This window comes from Microbacterium sp. ZOR0019, from assembly GCF_000800925.1.
GTDB lineage: Bacteria > Actinomycetota > Actinomycetes > Actinomycetales > Microbacteriaceae > Microbacterium > Microbacterium aurugineum.
This window is the reverse complement of record NZ_JRKC01000101.1, coordinates 18,689-36,994: the sequence shown is the minus strand read 5'-3', so window position 1 is coordinate 36,994 and position 18,306 is coordinate 18,689. Positions and strand designations below refer to the sequence as shown.

The 18,306-nt window shown below is 68.6% G+C and carries 18 protein-coding genes; 11 read left to right on the top strand and 7 right to left on the bottom strand.

Translation table 11 applies throughout. The annotated features are described in order from the left end of the window. The 6 genes from L978_RS17900 to L978_RS17875 form a co-directional block, all read left to right on the top strand. Positions 1–1,333 (top strand): flagellar hook-length control protein FliK (locus L978_RS17900; protein WP_047524817.1); only part of this gene is annotated, 1,333 nt, incomplete at its 5' end. A 15-nt stretch (positions 1,334–1,348) separates the two neighbouring features. Continuing rightward, positions 1,349–1,786: a flagellar hook assembly protein FlgD gene (locus L978_RS17895; RefSeq protein ID WP_047524816.1), complete on the top strand. Its 438-nt coding sequence runs from the start codon at positions 1,349–1,351 to the stop codon at positions 1,784–1,786. 31 nt (positions 1,787–1,817) lie between these two features. Next, a complete protein-coding gene (locus tag L978_RS17890) occupies positions 1,818–2,978 on the top strand; it encodes a flagellar hook protein FlgE (protein ID WP_047524814.1) in 1,161 nt (386 codons plus the stop codon). Positions 2,979–3,038: 60 nt separating this feature from the next. Then, positions 3,039–4,505 (top strand): alanine/glycine:cation symporter family protein, encoded by a 1,467-nt coding sequence (locus L978_RS17885; RefSeq protein WP_047524812.1) that lies wholly within the window; start codon positions 3,039–3,041, stop codon positions 4,503–4,505. A 37-nt stretch (positions 4,506–4,542) separates the two neighbouring features. Continuing rightward, complete coding sequence (locus L978_RS17880) at positions 4,543–5,907, top strand: TrkH family potassium uptake protein (protein WP_047524810.1); 1,365 nt, start codon at positions 4,543–4,545, stop codon at positions 5,905–5,907. 46 nt (positions 5,908–5,953) lie between these two features. Further along, positions 5,954–6,649: a potassium channel family protein gene (locus L978_RS17875; protein ID WP_197055688.1), complete on the top strand. Its 696-nt coding sequence runs from the start codon at positions 5,954–5,956 to the stop codon at positions 6,647–6,649. 64 nt (positions 6,650–6,713) lie between these two features. Here the strand turns inward: L978_RS17875 and L978_RS17870 are convergent, their stop codons facing one another. Continuing rightward, positions 6,714–8,234 (bottom strand): SulP family inorganic anion transporter, encoded by a 1,521-nt coding sequence (locus tag L978_RS17870; protein ID WP_047524809.1) that lies wholly within the window; start codon positions 8,232–8,234, stop codon positions 6,714–6,716. Positions 8,235–8,398: 164 nt separating this feature from the next. Here L978_RS17870 and L978_RS17865 point away from each other — a divergent pair, with 164 nt between their 5' ends. Continuing rightward, positions 8,399–8,803 (top strand): MerR family transcriptional regulator, encoded by a 405-nt coding sequence (locus L978_RS17865; protein WP_442921874.1) that lies wholly within the window; start codon positions 8,399–8,401, stop codon positions 8,801–8,803. On the opposite strand, the gene L978_RS17860 is transcribed toward L978_RS17865, so the two are convergent. Both L978_RS17860 and L978_RS17855 read right to left on the bottom strand, forming a co-directional pair. Then, positions 8,796–9,281 carry a hypothetical protein gene (locus tag L978_RS17860; protein WP_047524807.1) on the bottom strand — a complete coding sequence of 162 codons (486 nt, stop codon included), beginning with the start codon at positions 9,279–9,281 and terminating at the stop codon, positions 8,796–8,798. The genes L978_RS17865 and L978_RS17860 overlap by 8 nt on opposite strands. 127 nt (positions 9,282–9,408) lie before the next feature. Next, entirely contained in the window at positions 9,409–10,794 is a 1,386-nt protein-coding gene (locus L978_RS17855) for a TrkH family potassium uptake protein (RefSeq protein ID WP_231555100.1), read from the bottom strand. 218 nt (positions 10,795–11,012) lie between these two features. On the opposite strand from L978_RS17855, the gene nhaA reads away from it, so the two are divergent. Then, positions 11,013–12,311, top strand: a complete 1,299-nt coding sequence (gene nhaA / locus L978_RS17850; protein WP_052193856.1) for a Na+/H+ antiporter NhaA — start codon at positions 11,013–11,015, stop codon at positions 12,309–12,311. Positions 12,312–12,329: 18 nt separating this feature from the next. Here nhaA and L978_RS17845 read toward each other — a convergent pair whose 3' ends face one another. Genes L978_RS17845 through L978_RS17835 form a run of 3 tightly spaced genes read right to left on the bottom strand, consistent with a single transcriptional unit; the run spans position 12,330 to position 14,409 of the window. Next, positions 12,330–13,097 carry an ABC transporter permease gene (locus tag L978_RS17845; protein WP_047524806.1) on the bottom strand — a complete coding sequence of 256 codons (768 nt, stop codon included), beginning with the start codon at positions 13,095–13,097 and terminating at the stop codon, positions 12,330–12,332. Continuing rightward, a complete protein-coding gene (locus L978_RS17840) occupies positions 13,094–13,855 on the bottom strand; it encodes an ABC transporter ATP-binding protein (RefSeq protein WP_081997116.1) in 762 nt (253 codons plus the stop codon). The genes L978_RS17845 and L978_RS17840 overlap by 4 nt, the downstream gene beginning before the upstream one ends. Further along, positions 13,852–14,409, bottom strand: coding sequence for a TetR family transcriptional regulator (locus L978_RS17835; protein WP_047524805.1), 558 nt, complete (start codon positions 14,407–14,409; stop codon positions 13,852–13,854). The genes L978_RS17840 and L978_RS17835 overlap by 4 nt, the downstream gene beginning before the upstream one ends. Positions 14,410–14,489: 80 nt before the next feature. On the opposite strand from L978_RS17835, the gene L978_RS17830 reads away from it, so the two are divergent. The 3 genes from L978_RS17830 to L978_RS17820 are packed head-to-tail and all read left to right on the top strand — an operon-like array spanning position 14,490 to position 16,961. After that, the gene (locus L978_RS17830; protein WP_047524803.1) at positions 14,490–15,179 is read left to right on the top strand and encodes a TetR family transcriptional regulator; all 690 of its coding nucleotides are present in this window, start codon (positions 14,490–14,492) and stop codon (positions 15,177–15,179) included. Between the two features lie 50 nt (positions 15,180–15,229). Then, the gene (locus L978_RS17825; protein ID WP_047524801.1) at positions 15,230–16,168 is read left to right on the top strand and encodes an ABC transporter ATP-binding protein; all 939 of its coding nucleotides are present in this window, start codon (positions 15,230–15,232) and stop codon (positions 16,166–16,168) included. Then, positions 16,161–16,961, top strand: coding sequence for an ABC transporter permease subunit (locus tag L978_RS17820; protein ID WP_047524825.1), 801 nt, complete (start codon positions 16,161–16,163; stop codon positions 16,959–16,961). Before L978_RS17825 ends, L978_RS17820 begins: the two co-directional genes overlap by 8 nt. On the opposite strand, the gene L978_RS17815 is transcribed toward L978_RS17820, so the two are convergent. Next, the gene (locus L978_RS17815; RefSeq protein ID WP_047524800.1) at positions 16,912–18,249 is read right to left on the bottom strand and encodes an FAD-dependent oxidoreductase; all 1,338 of its coding nucleotides are present in this window, start codon (positions 18,247–18,249) and stop codon (positions 16,912–16,914) included. The two genes, L978_RS17820 and L978_RS17815, sit on opposite strands and share 50 nt — an antisense overlap. Positions 18,250–18,306: the final 57 nt, after the last annotated feature.

Sequence of the window (18,306 nt, the reverse complement as noted above, 5' to 3'; positions counted from 1 at the left end):
CGCCCGCACCGCGACGGCAGGCGCCGCCGCGTTCGCCGATGTGATCCACGATGCCTCACGCGCAGAGCGCGCGCAGGATCTGCCGGTGGACGCCGCAGCGGAGGGCGCCCCGGAGCACGAAGCCTCTCCGGAGAACACGCTCTCCGATCCTCCACCGACCGCACCGCTCCACGGCGCTCTCGTCGTTCCCGAGACGGTCGGGCTCGTCCCGTCCGCTCCGCCCGCCCCCGCCGACGGACCGGAGGCGGCATCGGCCGTGGCCGACGGCACCCTGGCGGCGGCCACCGAGACTTCTGCGCTCGCGAGCACGTCCGTTCCGCTCGGTCAGAGCAGCCAGGAGCCCGCCACCGCGGGAACGCTCGTCGCGGCGCAGGTCGTCGAGGCCGTGCGCGAATCGACCGCCCCGGCCGTCGCATCGTCGTCGCGGGTCTCGGCGGCGGCCGTCCCCCTCGGCGTACCGGCTCCAGCCGTCGTCGATTCCTCGGGAGACGCAGACACCACCGCGGGCGTACCGGCTGCCGCTTCCCCGCGCACGGGGGTCGAGGGAGGCGCGTCTGCGTCCGTGGCGATGCCCCCGGTGCCGGCTTCCCCGCCCGCTACGGAACTCGTGTCGGGCGCAGACGCGAAGGCGGCTCCCCCTCTCCCTGCTGCGGAGGAGCCGATGCCGGATGCCCCGCGCGTGTCACCCTCACCCGCACCTCCGGTATCGACCACCCCAGCGCCCGCCTCCACGCCCTCGGCCGGTGAAGCGGTCGTGCCGGCACTCACGGGGTCCCCGTCGATGCCACCCCCGCTCGCCCCCACGACCCCGGCGGCGGCTGCAGCGATCGCCCGGCCCATCCTGCTCCCCCAGCTCGCCGCACCGGTGGTCTCGCTCGCGCAAGCCGCGGACGGCGATCACAGCCTCACCCTCACGGTGTCCCCGGAGAACCTCGGTCCCGTGACCGTGCGGGCGCACATCTCCGGAGGTGCCATCCACATCGAGCTGCATGCGCCGAACGATCTCGGGCGCGAGGCTCTGCGCGTGATCCTCGCCGACCTCCGCCGGGACCTGGCCGCTGCCGCCCCGCACGCGACACTCATGCTCTCGACCGCGGACGACGGACCCGGCCCCCTGCACCCGCAGAGCGCGCCGAACGGAGGCGCTCTGAACGGGGGCACCTCGAACGGCAACGCGGCGAGCGCGGGCGGCGGTCACTCCCGTGGCGATGCCCCCGCCGACCGGGAAGCCGCCGAGGCTCGCGCGACTCCGGAGCCGCCCACCTCCCTGGCCGACCGACCCGGCCCCCTCCCCCTCCGCTCGCCGCACGGCGGCATCGACGTCTTCGCCTGATCCGAGAGGAATCCCATGACCGACCCGATTTCCGGCACCCTCCCCCCTTCCGGGGTGCACACGGGGAGCACCACGGCCCCGGCGGAGCGCAAGAAGACGCTCGACTCCGAAGTCTTCCTGAAGCTGCTGGTGACGCAGCTGACCAACCAGGACCCGAGTTCCCCCATGAACACCAACGAGATGATCTCGCAGACCACCCAGCTGGCCTCGATGGAGCAGCTCACCGCACTCTCCGCGACGTCGACCGAGAACTTCGCGCTCAGCATGCGCCAGACGGCCGCCGCGCTGATCGGCCACGAGGCGCAGTACGTCGACGAGGAGGGTGTCACGCAGAAGGGCATCGTCACGTCGGTGTCGTACGCCGGCCCGGTCCCGCTCGTGACCATCGGCGAAGCGTCCATCCCGCTCGACGCCGTCTCCGGCGTCTCCCTCGTCCCCCGCCCCCAGTCCTGACCAGCCCCGCACATCCCAGAAAGGCATCATCATGCTCCGCTCCCTCTTCGCCGGAATCTCGGGTCTGCGCTCGCACCAGACCATGCTCGACGTCACGGGCAACAACATCGCCAACGTCAACACGACCGGGTTCAAGGCCTCGGCCGTGCAGTTCCAGGATTCGCTCTCGCAGCTCGTCCGCAACTCGATGATGCCGCAGCAGGCCTCCGGCGGTCAGAACCCCGCGCAGGTCGGCCTCGGCGTGCAGGTCGCGGGAATCAGCACGAACTTCGCCTCCGGGGCCCCGCAGCCCACCGGGGTTCCGACGAACCTCATGATCGCGGGCGATGGCTTCTTCGTCGTGCGCTCCGGGGGCGAGACCCTGTACACCCGCAACGGCGGGTTCTCGTTCGACGCGAGCGGCAAGCTGGTCTCTGCCGACGGCGCGCTCGTGCAGGGATGGACGGCTCAGAACGGCGCGATCGTCCCCGGCCAGGGCATCAGCGACATCCGGCTCCCCGTCGGAGCCCTGAGCCCCGCCACCGCCACCACCACCGCCCGCGTCACCGGCAATCTGCCCTCCGGTGCCGCCGTCGGCGAGCAGCTGGTGCGCGACATCAAGACCTACGACGCCGAGGGCGCGGCCACGTCGCTGCGTCTCACCTTCACCCGCACCGCCACGGGCTGGGACGTCACCGAGCCCGGCGGTGCGACCACCGCCCTCGCATTCACCGACGGCGCGCAGACGGCCGCGTCCTCCATCGTCTCCGGCGGCGTCACGGTCGACCTCTCGGCGGTCACCGGCTTCGCGGACGTCAGCGATGTCGCGATCAAGGAGCAGAACGGCAAGCCGGCCGGCACGCTGAGCTCGTACGCGCTCCTGAACGACGGCAGCCTCGTCGGTACCTTCAGCAACGGAGACACCGAGGTGCTCGCTCGTGTCGCACTGGCCGGCTTCGTCAACCCGGGCGGACTCGAGAAGGCCGGATCCTCGCAGTTCCGCCCCAGTGGCAACTCCGGGGAGCCGACGCTGGGAGAGGCCGGAACCGAGGGCCTGGGCGGCATCATCAGCGGTGCACTCGAGATGTCGAACGTCGATCTGTCGCAGGAATTCACCAACCTGATCGTCGCTCAGCGCGGTTTCCAGGCGAACGCCCGCATCATCACCACCAGCGATGAGGTGCTGCAGGAGCTCACCAACCTCAAGCGCTGAGCGGCGGGCAACCGCGGCGGCCCGTGACATCGCGGGTCGCCGCCCTGCCATACTGTGCGGATGGATGCTGTGAATGAGTGGCTGCTGACCTGGGGCGACAACCTGTGGACGTGGCTCGTCCTGCCGATCGTCGTCCTCCTCGGCCTGTACTTCACGGTGCGCTCCGGCGTCGTGCAGTTCCGGTTGATCCCCGAGATGTTCCGCACCCTGAGGGATCGGACGCCACGCACCGACACCGGTGAGCCGCAATCGGTCTCCGCGTTCCAGGCCTTCACCATCTCCGCGGCCTCCCGAGTGGGCGTCGGCAACATCGCCGGAGTGGGAACCGCGATCGCGATCGGTGGTCCCGGCGCGATCTTCTGGATGTGGCTGATGGCCTTCATCGGTGGAGCATCCGCCTTCATCGAGTCGTCCCTGGCGCAGCTGTACAAGACGCGCGACAAGGACGGATTCCTGGGCGGGCCCGCGTACTACATGCAGCGCGGACTCGGTGCGCGATGGATGGGCGTGCTGTTCGCCGTCATCCTCATCATCTGCTTCCCCATCGCCTTCAGCTCCCTGCAGGCGAACACCATCCAGGCGACCATCTCGGGGAGCTTCGGCAACGACTCCGCCGCCTGGCTGCCCGTCGTCATCGGCGCGGCGCTCGCGCTGCTCATGGGGCTGGTCATCTTCGGCGGCGTGCGCCGGATCGCGTCGGTCACCCAGACGCTGGTCCCGGTCATGGCGCTGCTGTACCTGCTGCTCGGACTGGTGATCGTGGCGATGCACATCGAGCGACTCCCCGAGGTCTTCTCCCTGATCTTCACCCAGGCCTTCGGGCCGAACGAGATCGTCGGGGCCGCGCTCGGCTACATCATCCTCACCGGCGTCAAGCGCGGGATGTTCTCCAACGAGGCCGGCCTCGGCTCGGCGCCGAACGCCGGCGCGAGCGCCGCCGTGACGCACCCCGTCAAGCAGGGCCTCGTGCAGACGCTGGGCGTCTACTTCGACACCTTCCTCGTGTGCTCGATCACCGCGTTCATCATCCTCGTCTCGGTCCCCGACCTCGCGAACGCCGAACGCGGTATCGACTTGACGCAGGGCGCGATCGTCAGCGCCCTCGGGAGCTGGTCGAACATCCTGCTGATCGTGATCATCTTCCTGCTGGCGTTCAGCTCGATCCTCGGCAACTACTACTACGGACAGACCAACATCGAGTTCATCACCTCGAACCCCGGTGTGCTGCTCGGCTACCGTCTCTTCGCGATCGCCGCGGTGTTCGCCGGTGCGCTGGTCTCGGCCGACGTCGTCTGGAACTTCGCCGACGGGGCGATGGGCTTCATGGCGATCGTGAACCTCGTCGCAATCGCTCTGCTCTCCGGCGTCGCCTTCAAGCTCCTGAAGGACTACACGCAGCAACGACGAGAGGGACTGGATCCCGTCTTCACCCAGGCGCGACTGCCCGGGGTGCGCGGGATCGAGGTCTGGGAGAACGAGCTGTCGGTGACGGGTCCGATCGACCTGCCCCGGGCTCGTCGGCGCTGAGGGGCGGAGGAGTCACGCAGGAGTAGTCTGCTTCTTCGTGGCTTCACACTTCTCCGCTCGTGCGTGGCTCGCGCAGAGTCTTCAGCTTGCGCCCGCCCGGGCCATCGCGCTCGGGTTCGGGACGACGATCATCGTCGGAACCGCGCTGTTGATGTTGCCGCTCTCGTCTGCGGCCGGAACGTGGACCGGGCTGGTCGAGGCGCTTTTCACCTCGACGTCAGCGGTGTGCGTGACCGGCTTGATCGTCGTCGACACGGCCGTGTACTGGAGTCCTTTCGGGAAGATCGTGATCCTGGTGCTCATCCAGTTGGGCGGTCTCGGGATTATGCTCTTCGCGGCACTCGTGGGTCTGGCCCTGGCCCGCAGGTTCACGGTGCGCTCACGCATGTTCGCGAGCACGGAGACGAAGTCCGTCGGCGCGGGAGACATGAAGCGCGTCGCCACCGGCATCCTTGCCACCACGGTCGCGATCGAGGCGGCCGTGGCACTGCTGCTCTTCCTGCGCTTCACCACGGGGTATGGATACGACCCCGTGCGCGCAACATGGCATGCGATCTTCCACGCGGTCTCGTCCTTCAACAACGCCGGCTTCGCGCTGTACACGGACAGCCTGATGGGTTTCGTCCAGGACCCCTGGATCTGCCTCCCGATCTGCGTCGCGATAATCCTGGGCGGGCTCGGGTTTCCGGTTCTCCGCCAGCTGCGCAGAGAGTTCCGCCGCCCGTTGCACTGGACGATGAACACGAGGATCGTGCTGGCGGTGACGGCCGTCCTGCTCGCCGGTGGCACGGTGTATGTGCTGCTCATCGAGTGGAGCAACGCGGGCACCCTCGGAGATCTGCCGCCGGGATCGCGCGTCCTCGCGGCGTTCTTCCACGCGGTGCAATCCCGGACGGCGGGATTCAACTCCGTCGACGTATCGCAGATGCACGATGAGACCTGGTTGGGGACCGACGTGCTGATGTTCATCGGAGGCGGCCCGGCCGGAACCGCCGGCGGCATCAAGGTGACCACATTCGCTGTGCTCTTCTTCATCATGTGGACCGAGCTCCGCGGCGGAGCTGCCGTGAACGTGTTCGGCAAACGACTCTCGCGGGCGGTGCATCGTGAAGCGATCACTGTCGTGATCGTGGCGCTGGGTGCGATCATGGCAGCGGTCATCGCGATTCTCGCAATGACCGATCTGGACCTCGATCAAGTGCTCTTCGAGGTGGTTTCGGCGTTCGGCACCGTTGGTCTCTCCACCGGGATCACAGCGGATCTACCACCCACAGGGCACATCATCCTCGTCCTTCTGATGTTCCTCGGTCGGCTCGGACCGCTCACCCTCGGCTCCGCGCTCGCGCTGAGGGAGCGGCGGGCCTCCTACGAACTCCCCAAGGAGCGGCCCGCGATCGGCTGACTCCGTGCCATCATCGGGCATCGCCCCCTCTTCGAAAGGACCCCACGTGCCCAAGTTTCTCTCGTTCGGCCAGGATGCGAGGCGAATCGCAGAGGCGGATTCCGTTGCGGTGATCGGTCTCGGCCGGTTCGGCACTTCCCTCGCACTCGAGTTGATGGCTTCAGGGACAGAAGTGCTCGGTATCGACGCCGACGAAGACACCGTTCAAGCATTGAACGGTCAGCTCACCCAGGTCGTCCGTGCCGACTCGACGCGCCTCGACGTTCTCAAGCAACTTGCGATCGGCGAGTTCGACCGCGTCGTCGTGTCCATCGGATCCGACATCACCTCATCGATTCTCACCGCCTCCCTTCTGCTGCAGCTCAAAGTGCCGGTCATCTGGGCGAAGGCCGTCGACGAACGACACGGTGCCGTGCTTGAACAGCTCGGCGTGCACAAGGTGGTCTACCCGGAGAAGGACATGGGACGACGTGTGGCACACCTCGTCCGCGGCGCGGCTGCCGACTATCTCGAAATCGAGAAAGGGTACGCGATCGTGAAGACCGTGGCACCTCGCTATCTCCACGGCATCACGTTGGCGGAAGGGGCGGTGCGCGCGACCCATGGTGTCACCATCGCCGCGCATCGGTCGGCGTCGGGAGGCTGGCGAAACACGCAGGCCGACACCGTCCTCAGCGAAGGAGACACGGTGCTCGTCGTGGGCCCGACGGACAAGGTCGAGAGGTTCGCACAACTGCGCTGAACATGCGACCCCGTATGGCGACAAGCGGGGAGCGTGCTCAGAGACCTCGACGTGCGATCGGGGGTCAGGCGGCGCCGAGGTTCCCGCTCAGACGGCGACGGAACGCTGCTGCGGTCTCGTTGAGCCCCTGGATGGTGGCCGTCTTCCCGAGACGCTCGTACTTCGTGGCCACCGCGTCGAGTGCAGCCACCGTCGAGGCATCCCAGATGTGTGAGCGCGTCATGTCGATGACCACGTGCTCGGGGTCGTCCGCGTACTCGAACTGGGTCGTGAGGTCGTTGCTCGAGGCGAAGAACAGCTCCCCGACGACCTCGTAGTGCGCGATGTCCCCCGACTCCGACGGGGCGACGGTGCGGGTCACCGTGACGAAGTGCGCAACCCGCCGGGCGAACATGATCATCGCCGTGAGCACTCCGAGGACGACACCGATCGCGAGGTTGTGGGTCCAGACGGTCGCGGCGACGGTGATCACCATGACCGCGGTCTCGCTCTTCGGCATGCGGCGCAGCGTCGACGGGCGGATGCTGTGCCAGTCGAAGGTCGAGATCGAGACGAGGATCATCACGGCGACGAGGGCCGCCATCGGGATCACCGCCACCACGTCGCCGAGTGCGAGCACGAGGATGAGCAGGAAGACACCGGCGAGGAACGTCGAGATGCGCGTGCGCGCACCGGACGCCTTCACATTGATCATGGTCTGGCCGATCATGGCGCATCCGCCCATCCCGCCGAAGGCTCCGGAGAGCACGTTCGCGACGCCCAGGCCCCAGGCCTCACGGGTCTTGCGCGAGTGGGTGTCCGTGATGTCGTCGACCAGCTTGGCGGTCATGAGCGTCTCGAGCAGGCCGACCGCCGCCATGGCGAGAGCGAAGGGGCCGATGATCCCGAGCGTTTCGAGGGTGAAGGGGACGTTCGGGATGAACAGCTCGGGCAGGCTCTGGGGAAGCTCGCCCTGATCGCCCACGTTCGGCACGGTCCATCCGAACACGACGACGGCGCCCGTGAGCAGCACGATCGTGACCAGCGGGGCCGGCACGACCTTGGTGATGCGCGGCATGAGGAACAGGATGGCGAGGCCCACGGCGACGAGGGGATACACCAGCCACGGCACGTCCCAGAGCTGGGGCAGCTGCGCGGTGAAGATCAGGATCGCCAGCGCGTTCACGAAACCCACCATCACCGAGCGGGGGATGAATCGCATGAGCTTGGCGACACCGAGCAGCGCGAGGCCGATCTGGATGATGCCGCCGAGGAGCACGGTGGCGATGAAGTAGTCCATCCCGTACTCCCGTGCGACCGGCGCGATCACCAGGGCGACGGCCCCCGTGGCCGCCGTGATCATCGCGGGGCGTCCGCCGAGGAACGAGATCGCGACGGCCATCACGAACGAGGAGAAGAGGCCGACCCGGGGGTCGACCCCGGCGATGATCGAGAAGGCGATCGCCTCGGGGATCAGCGCGAGGGCCACGACGAGCCCGGCGAGGACCTCACGGGTGAGCAGACGCGGGTTCCGCAGCGCCTGCATGACGGTGGGTTCGATGCGGTAGCGAGACGGGCGTTCCGGGGCGGGGACGACAGCAGTCATGTGCTCTCCTGGAAGGGCTTGCGAAGGAGCGGAGGGCGCGCACGGACCGTGCGCATGCGCCACGGAGCTCGGCACGGAAGAATGGGGGATGCGCAGAAATGCGCGCACGCAGACTCTAACGTAACGTGAGGTTTGCTGTCGAGTCAGGGAAAGGACGCCGATCCGTGGAGCACGAAGAGACGATGCGCATCGGCGAGGTCGCCGACCAGACGTCGTTGTCCTTCCGCACCCTCCGTCACTACGAGGATGTCGGGCTGGTGATCCCGACCGGCCGCACGGACGGCGGCTTCCGGCTCTACACCCCGAAAGACGTTGGTCGCCTCATGATCGTCCGACGGATGAAGCCGCTCGGCTACACGCTGGATGAGATGCGGGCGGTCCTGGACGTGGTCGACGCCCTCGCCGACGAGCCGGACAGCGAAAATCTCCAGGAGCGGCTCAGCGCGCTTCGACAGGAAGCGACAGCCCGGCGCGAACGCCTCGCGAACCAGGTGGGGATGGCGGACGAATTCCTCGCCCAGCTCGCGCAGTTCTCGGCGGCCGAGAGCCCGCCGCGCCCCGCTAGATGACGTCGCGCGTGCAGGTGTCGCGGATGCTCTCGCCGCGCAGGTCCTCCCAGGGGATGGCGGCGTACCCGACGATCCCTCGGCCGGTGCTCGCGAGCTCGTCGACGCGCTGCGCGAGCAGCCCGCGACGATCGATCCCTGACAGGTCGATGACGACGACGTCGACGTAGCGCCCCCGCGTTCGCTCGAGCTCGCTGTGCAGCCGCCGTGCGATGCCCCGAGCGGTGAAGCGCAGTGATCGACGCCTCGCGTCGGGGCCGCGATAGGTGAGGACGAGGTGCCTCAGGTCTCCGTACGCGCCGCTGGCCGCGAGCGCCTCGGCCGCCCCCGCACGCAGCAGGCGTCCCGCCTCGCGACGGCGTTCGACGCCGGTCAGGTCGATCGACCACACGAGACAGCGCGCATCGGCCACCTCGGGCGCGGCGGACGGCGAGGGATGGGCGTCTGCGATGTCGCCCCTGTACGCGATCGTGGTGTGCATCAGGTCTTCCGGTCGTCGAAGAGTGGTGCCGACCAGGCTTCCCGGCTCTCCGGCCCGACCTGCGGGCTTGCACGGAAGTCTAAGCCGGATGCACCGGACGCCTCATCGCGCTCAGGCGTGTCGGCGACTACCCGAGGATCGGACGGTCGGTGGGATAGGTGAAGTGCTCGGTGCGCTGTCGCACGGCGAGGGCGGCGGCGAGACCGATGGGGCCCACTCGTCCCGCGAGCATGAGTGCGGACAGGACGAACTTGCCGAAGGGGTCGAGGTCGGCCGACAGTCCGACCGAGAGCCCACAGGTCGCGAACGCGGAGATGACCTCGAACAGGATGTGGTCGAGCGGCGCCTTGTTCGTGAGGGTGAGGAGCACCGTCCCCGCGAGGACGAGGGACGCCCCGAGGAAGGTGACGGAGATCGCGACACGGAGAACGCTCTCGGGGAGTCGTCGTTCGAAGATCGCGATGTCCCTGGTGCCTCGGGCCTCGGCGACGATGGCGAGGAACAGCACGGCGAGCGTGGTGACCTTGATACCCCCGGCGGTCGAGATCGAACCGCCGCCGACGAACATGAGCGCGTCCGTGAGAAGGAGGGTCGTCGAGGTGGACTGCTCCGTATCCACGATCGCGAACCCCCCGGAACGCATCATCGTCGACGCGAACAGCGCATGGAGGATCCGATCGAGCGGATTCAGGGTGCCGATGGTCGCGGCGTTGTTCCACTCGCTCGCCCCCCAGCTGACCGCGCCGACCAGGAACAGCACGAGGGTCGTCGTGACGGTCAGCTTGGTGTGCAGCGACCACCGTCCGCGCCCCCACAGATGAGCGATGACGGCGAGGTACACCGGGAATCCCAGGCTGCCCGCGATCACGCCGACCATGAGCACCCCCATGATCCAGACGTTGTGGCTGTAGACCGCGAGACCGCCGGGATCGAGGACGAACCCGGCGTTGTTGAAGGCCGAGATGCTGTAGAACAGGGCGTGCCACGGGCCTCGCACCCAGCCGTCCTCGACGACGAACGCCGGCAGCAACAGCGCGCAGAGCGCACCCTCGATGATGAACGTGGTCAGCACGACGATCTTGAGGAGCCGCTTGACGTCGCCCAGGGGCGTCGCCCCCATCACCTGCTGGGCGAAGACGCGTCCGCCGAGCCCCAGCCTGCGCGTGACGGCCTGGGTGAGCAGCAGCGCGACGGTCACGATGCCGAGCCCGCCGGTCTGGATGGCGAGCAGGATCACGATGTGCCCGAACAGCGACCAGGACGTCCCGGTGTCGACGGAGGTCAGCCCCGTCACGGTCACGGCGGACGACGCGGTGAACGTCGCATCCTCCCACGGCGCGGCGACACCGTCCGCCGCGGCGAACGGCAGGCGCAACAGCGCGGTGAAGAGCACCGCCGCGAGCACGAACACCGCGATCGACGCACGGGCCGGCGAACGACGGGGGAAGTCGGCGATCCAGCGGATCGGCGCCCACAATCGCGCGGTCCGGACGTTCGGCTGACTGGTGGTCACCACGGGCTCCTTGTCGGGTCGCCGAGCCGACTCCCGGCGCACCGACCATTCACAGTACAGCAGCGGTCGGACGCGGAATCGGGTGGCGACACGGGGCTGCGCGCCCCGGGAAGGCTCCTGGGTACGCACGCCGGCTTCCACCGTTCGGGTAAGCTGGGAGGCGGAGTGTCGGGAAGCCTGGTCGACGAACACACGCTCATCGACCCGAAAGCTCCCGCATGGTCAAGCCCTCCCCGCGACTCGCCAAAGTCCGCGCCGTCTTCCCCTCCTCCTCCCGCGACGAGTCCCGCCGCATCGGCGAGATCCTGCGCAAGGAGACCGTCGGCGGCATCCTCCTCGTGTCGCTCGCCGCGATCGCGCTGCTCTGGGCGAACTCGCCCTGGGCGGAGTCGTACTTCGCGCTGCGCGACTTCGAGATCGGATACGAGCCCTGGCATCTGCGTCTGAGCCTCGGCGCCTGGGCCGCGGACGGCCTGCTCGCGATCTTCTTCTTCCTCGTCGGTCTCGAGCTCAAGCGGGAGTTCGTGGCCGGCGATCTGCGGAGGTTCAGCACCGCTGTGGTTCCGATCGTCGCTGCAGTGGGCGGCGTGATCGTGCCCGCGGTGATCTACCTCGCCGTGGTGGCAGGCTCGCCGGAAGCCGCACACGGGTGGGCGATCCCGACGGCGACCGACATCGCGTTCGCCGTCGCCGTGCTCGCCATCATCGGATCCCACCTGCCGAGCGCGCTGCGGATCTTCCTGCTCACCCTCGCGGTGGTTGACGACCTGATCGCGATCGGCATCATCGCACTGTTCTACACCGAGACGATCGACGTCCTCCCCCTCGTGCTCGCCCTGGTCGTGATCGCGGTCTACGGCGTGATCGCCCAGCGGTATCGCGACTTCTTCCACCTGCGCCCCACTGCGGCCTGGCTCATCCTCCTGCCGATCGGCCTGGTCGCCTGGGCACTGGTCCACGCGTCCGGCGTCCACGCGACGATCGCGGGCGTGCTGCTCGGCTTCACCATCCCGGTACTCCACAAGAAGGCCGACCGAGGACCCGACTCGGGTCCTGGTCTCGCCGAGGTGTTCGAGCACCGCTTCCGTCCGTTGTCCGCAGGGTTCGCGGTACCGGTGTTCGCGTTCTTCTCCGCCGGCGTCGCGATCGGTGGAGGCGAGGGCTTCGTCTCGGCCTTCACGGACCCCGTCGTCGTCGGGATCGTCGTGGCCCTCGTGGTCGGAAAGCCCCTCGGCATCACGGCGGCGACCTGGATCATCACCAGGATCCGGCGCATCAACCTCGACCCCTCCTTGAGGTGGATGGACATCGTCGGTGTCGGCCTTCTCGCCGGGATCGGGTTCACGGTCTCCCTCCTGGTCGCCGAACTGAGCTTCGCCGCCGGCAGCGAGCACCACGACCACGCCAAGGTCGCCATCCTCACGGCATCCGTCGTCGCGGCCCTCGCCGCCTCGGTGCTGCTCGGCATCCGCAACCGCCGTTACCGCCGACTCGACGCTGCGGACGCTGAGTCCTGAGCCTCGGACGCCGTGGCGTCACCGTGCCTCGGCCGTCTGCCACCACCACCAGGTCGCGGCGGCCGAGGCTGCTCCGATCGGCAGCGCGAGGAGCAATTGGAGCGGTGTGACCGCTTCGGCGAGACTCGCGCCGCCCAACCCGGACCACATGCCGGGAGCGGCATACGGGAACCACGCCCCGGCGCCCAGCGCAACAACGACCTGAGTGATCACGACCACGGCGAGCAGCGCGGAGATCGCGGGGAGATAGCCCCTGGCAGCGCTGGCGACCAGTGCCAGCGGCAGCGTGAGCACGACGGTGAGCGCTCCGACGACGGCGATCCGCCCCGCCCCGGCCACGGCGTCCGCGTCGGGGATACCGAGTCCGATCAGCGCGCCGGCCACGAGGGTGAGCGTCGCGGCGACACCCGATACGAGGACGCCCCACACCATCGTGATGAGCATCTTGGCGGAGGCGAGGGCGCCGAGAGACGTCGGAGCGGCGAAGAGCGCCCCGAACGTGCGGTCGGTGAACTCCCGTCCGAACACCCAGGCGACGACGACGCCGACCGCGAGCAGGGCGCCCACCGACATGATCTGCGCCGAGAAACCGGTGATGCCCGTCCACCCCACATCGGTGAGGAGTGCCGCAGCCTTGATCGCGAGCGCGCCGTCCGAGTCGGAACGCACCACGACGAGGAAACCCGCACTCATCGCGGGAACGAGGAGCGTGATGAGGACGGTCGCGACCCGCACCGTCGTCGCCCTGCGGAACTTGATCCATTCCACGGCGAGCGCAGCCCTCATCCTGCTCCTCCCCCGTCGACGCCGTCCTGGACGGAGACCATGTCGAAGAACTGCCGTTCGATGTCGATTCCCTGCGGCGGGAGGGTTCCGATGAGCGACCCGCGGTGCATCACGCTGATGGTGTCGGCGATGCGGGCCATCTCGTCGAGGTGATGGCTCGAGATCAGGATCGCGGCACCGCTCGCCGCGGCCTGCTGCAGCATCCCGCGGACGACGTGCACGCCTGCGGGGTCGAGACCGTTGGCCGGCTCATCGAGGATCAGCAGCCGGGGTCGATGTGCCAGCGCGCCGGCCAGCCCCAGGCGCTGCCTGTTCCCGAGCGACAGGGAGTGCGTTCTCCGATGCGCCCACTGACCGAGTTCGAGCTGCTCGATCATGGCCTGCGCGGCCTTCGGAGCATCTGCACGCGACACCCCGTGCAGTCGGGCCGCAGCGACGATCGTCTCCGTGACCGTGAGTTCGGCGTAGGTGAAGGGCGTCTCGATCATGTGGCCGACGTGACGCCATTCCGGTCGCGGCAGCCTCTCCACCGGGACCAGGTCGTCCTCGCACCGGATACTCACCCGTCCGGCATCGAGGTGGATCATGTCCAGCATCGAGCGCATGAGCGTGGTCTTTCCCGCCCCGTTCAAGCCGACGAGCGCATGGATGCTGCCACCGTGCACGTCGAGGCTCACCCCGCGCAGCGCGACCTCGTCTCCGTACCGCTTGTGCACCTGCCGGGCGGCGATCACCGGCAGCGCTCTCGTCGCGGTCACGGCTTCGCCCCGGTGGCGAGCAGGCCGAGCGCATCGACGATCGTCGGGCCGAGGGGCGCCTCGGACGCTTCCGACCCCCACTCCAGAAGCGCCGCCATCACCGCCCCCAGACAGGCGCCCGCGGCGACGACCGCTTCGCGTCTCGGCGTCCCCTGAGCAGTCAGGGCCTCGACGATGAGGGATTCCGTCTGCTGCGTGTTCTGCCAGGCCCTGGCACGCAACCGTGGGTGACCCGCGATGATCGTCACTCGGGTGCGCGTCTCCTCCGGGGTCGCCGCCGGCACGGAATCCCACGCGCGCAACAGGCCCCTTCGCACCCGCTCCACGGAGGGCAGGTCGGCGGGTTGTGCCGCCACCGCCTCCGCGATGAACGGGTCATAGGGATCGTCGAGGATCGCGTCCTCCTTCGTCGGGAAGTGCCGGAAGAAGGTCATGTGCGACACTCCGACATCGCGAGCGATCTGCTCGACCGTGACGTCGTCGAAGCCGTGCTCGGAGAACAATCGCAGGGCGGACGCCCGCAGGCGTTCGGCGGTGGCGGAGGTGCGGGCCATGCCAGTGATGTTAGTCACTAACATCACTGGCATGCAACCACCTCTTGCGCGTGACTGAACAACCGTTTAGCATCCTGACTATGCGTTCAGCAGCCGAGGACCTCACGACACGGGCGCGCATTCGCGACGCCGCGATATCGCGGTTCGGCCAGCAGGGATTCGCGAGCACGAGCGTGCGACAGATCGCACAGGATGCCGGCGTGAGCCCGGCGCTCATCCTCCACCACTTCGGCAGCAAGGAGGGGCTGAGGGAAGTGTGCGACGCCCACGTCGTGAACGAGTTCGTGGCCGAGCGCGACGGCATGACCGGCGCTGACGCCTCCCGGCTGATGCGCCAGGCCCTGGACTCGCTGGAGGAGCGCAACGCCGGTCTGGACTACCTCGCTCGGATGCTCGTCGACGACTCCGGCGCGTCCGACCGGCTCTTCGATACGTTCCTCTCCCGCACCAGGGAGATGCTGCGCGCGCAGATCGCCGAGGGGACGATGCGCCCACAATCGGACCTCGAAGCGACCGCCGTGTACATGACGCTCTACGGCCTCGGCCCCGTCATCCTGCGACGCCAACTCGCCCGCGCCTTCGGTGAGACCACGCTGACGACCTCCCTGCTGGAACGCTCGACCATCCCCGTCCTGGAGCTGTACACGCACGGCCTCTACGCCGACGACCGGCTGCTCGTCGCCGCCAAGGAAGCACTGTCCAGACGCAGCGGCCCTCGGTCCGACAAAGGAGAGAACGACCCGAATCAGGATCCGGATCCGCCGCGCTGACGCGAAGCCCGAACCCGATTCCTCTCCACCCATCCGAAAGGAGCAGGGAAATGACCCCTGCCATCGAACTGACCCGCCTCCGCAAGCGATACGGCCGGCACACGGCCGTCGACTCCCTGGATCTGAGCATCGAGCCCGGCACCGTGTTCGGCCTGATCGGCCCCAACGGCGCAGGCAAGACCACGACGCTGCGCATGATCCTCGACATCATCCGCCCCACCGAGGGGACCATCCGGGTCCTGGGAGAAGACCCGCGCCGGGGAGGCCCTGCCCTTCGACGGCGCATCGGGTTCATCCCAGGCGAACTCCGACTCGACGGCCGAGCGACCGGACGGCGCATGCTGGACTTCTACGCCGAGGTGTCCGGACCCGTGAGGCCCGGCATGATCGGCGAGCTCGCGGACCGACTCGACCTCGATCTGAGCCGCCCGGTGCACGCACTCTCGAAGGGCAACAAGCAGAAGCTCGGTGTCGTCCAGGCCTTCATGCATGAGCCGCCGCTGCTGGTGCTGGACGAGCCGACCAGCGGACTCGATCCCCTCGTGCAGCGCGAGTTCCTCCACCTCATCACCGACGCGAGGGATCGGGGCCAGACCGTGCTGCTGAGCTCACACGTCCTCAGCGAGATCCAACAGACGGCCGACGTCGTCGCCGTCCTCAGTCAGGGGAAGGTCGTCGCGGAAGGCGACGTGGCGTCGTTGCGACTGGGGGCCGTCCGTCGAGTGCGGGCCGGCCTCCTCGCGACGGACGAGTCGACGATCCGCGAGCAGCTCGGCGCGCTGCCGCAGGTCACGGATCTCGAGGTGCGCGGCGCGGCCGAGACCGTGCGCGTGAGCGCCACCGTCGAAGGCGACATCGATCCGCTGGTGAAGGTGCTCGCCCATCACCGCGTCATCGACCTGGCGATCGAGGAACCAGACCTGGAGGAGTCCGTGCTGAGGCTCTACGGCGAACCCTCGCAGTCGGAGGAAGGTGGTCGCGATGCGTGATGCACTCCCCGTCTTCCGGCGCTCCCTCCGCGAGGACTGGCGCGGGACCCTGGGCTGGACCATCGGCGTCGCCGCCGTGCTGTTCATGTACCTGCCGCTCTTCCCCAGCATCGGCGGCAACGGCCAGATGCAGCAGATCATCGACAGCCTCCCGCCCGAGCTGGTCGGAGCACTCGGCTACGACCAGATCGGTACCGGTGCGGGATACGCGCAGGGCACGTTCTACGGGCTCATCGGCTTCCTGCTGCTGACCATCGCCGCCACGTCCTGGGGCGCGGGCGCCATCGCCGGCGCGGAGGAGTCCGGCCGACTCGAACTCGATCTCGCCCACGGGGTCGGGCGTATGAGGTATGCACTGGAGTCCGCCGCCGCGATCCTGGTCAGGCTCGCCTGGTTGGGCGTCTTCGCCGGGGCGGTCGTCGCGCTGCTCAACGACTCCGCCGCACTCGACATCACGCCGATCCACATCGTCGATGCCACGGTCGTCTTCGTCGGGCTCGCCGCGCTGGCGGGGAGCACCGCGCTGTTCGTCGGCGCGCTGGTCGGTCGCCGCTCCTGGGCGGTGGCAGCGGGTGCGGGCATCGCGCTCGCCGGATACGCCTTCAACGCCATCGCCAACCAGGTCGAGGCGGTCGAATGGCTGCGCACGATCTCGCCCTACTCCTGGGCCTTCCACCAGCCTCCGCTCGCCGAGGGGCTCAGCCCGAGCGGGGCGATCGCCCTGTGGGCGCTGAGCCTCGCGTTCATCGCGGGGAGCGCATGGGCGCTGCAGCGACGTGACGTGATCGGCTGAGTGGTGACGCGCCGATCTGCAGCACGGAGGGAGCGGCACAGCACCCACCCGCAGCAGCATCGAAATCACCGGATCCCCCGCACACTCCGGTGGCCGGGAGAACCAGTTCGTTGCGAGCCGCCGCCTCCTGATCGCCCGCGAGATGGGCGACGACGCTGCGCACCTGCTCGTATCCGGTCATCGCGAGGAAGGTCGGCGCCCGGCCGTAGGACTTCGCCCCGACGATGAAGAGCCCGGGTTCCGGGTGCGTGAGCTCTCTCGCACCGGTCGCACCCACGGACCCGCAGGAGTGGATGTTCGGGTCGATCTCGGATGCGATGCCGGCGACGGCCTCGAGCGCCGGATCGAGATCGACCCGCACTTCTCGGAGGATCTCCGTATCGGGCCGGAACCCGGTGAGCGCGAACACGCGTCCGACCCCGGTGATCTCACGTCCGTCCTCAGCGAGGATCGTCAGACCGGATCCCTCCTGGCGGAACTCGGCGACACGGAATCCGGTGACGAGATCCACGGCCCCGTCATCGATCACCGTGCGCGCACGAGAGCCCAGCACGGCCCGCTCCGGCAGATCGTCTCCGGCGCCCCCTCCGAAGATGTTCGCGGTGCTCCCCCGGCGCAGCGCCCACGTCACCCGCGTGCCCGGGTTCCGTCGCGCCATCTCACTCAACCGGAGGACGGTGTGCGTGGCGGAGTGCCCTGATCCCACCACGACCACATGCGCGCCCGCGAGCTCCGAGACTTCCGCCGGGATGCGATATGAGATCAGTCGGCTCGACGCGGACTCCCCGATCGCGGGGAAGCCGTCGGCGCCTGCCGGATTGGGAAGCGCCCAGGTGCCGGTCGCGTCGATGACGGCACGAGCGAGAAGGCGGGATTCCCGGCCGTCGGCGTCGACGGTGTGCACCACGAACGGCTGACTCCGCCGCCCTCCGTCCACGACCTTGTCGCGGCCCTGCCGAGCGACTCCGGTGACGGTCTTCTCGTAGCGGATCCGTTCATCGAGGACCTCTGCGAGAGGCGCGAGGTAGGCGCTGACCCACTCCGCGCCGGTGGGATACCCCGCGACGGGCGCGGTCCACCCGGTCGGCTCGAGCAGTCGACGGGCGGCGGCATCCGTGAGCTCCGGCCACGCCGAGAACAGGCGGACGTGTCCCCATTCGGAGACGGCGGCGGCAGGACCGCGCCCGCGCTCGACCACGATCACGTCCTGCTCGCGTTCGACGAGATGCGCCGCGGCGGCGAGCCCCTGCGGGCCCGCTCCGATGACGACGACGGGAAGCTCGGACATCACACTCTCCTCAGATCGAAACTCTTCAATACGACGACTGTCACGTATCTATCGAAG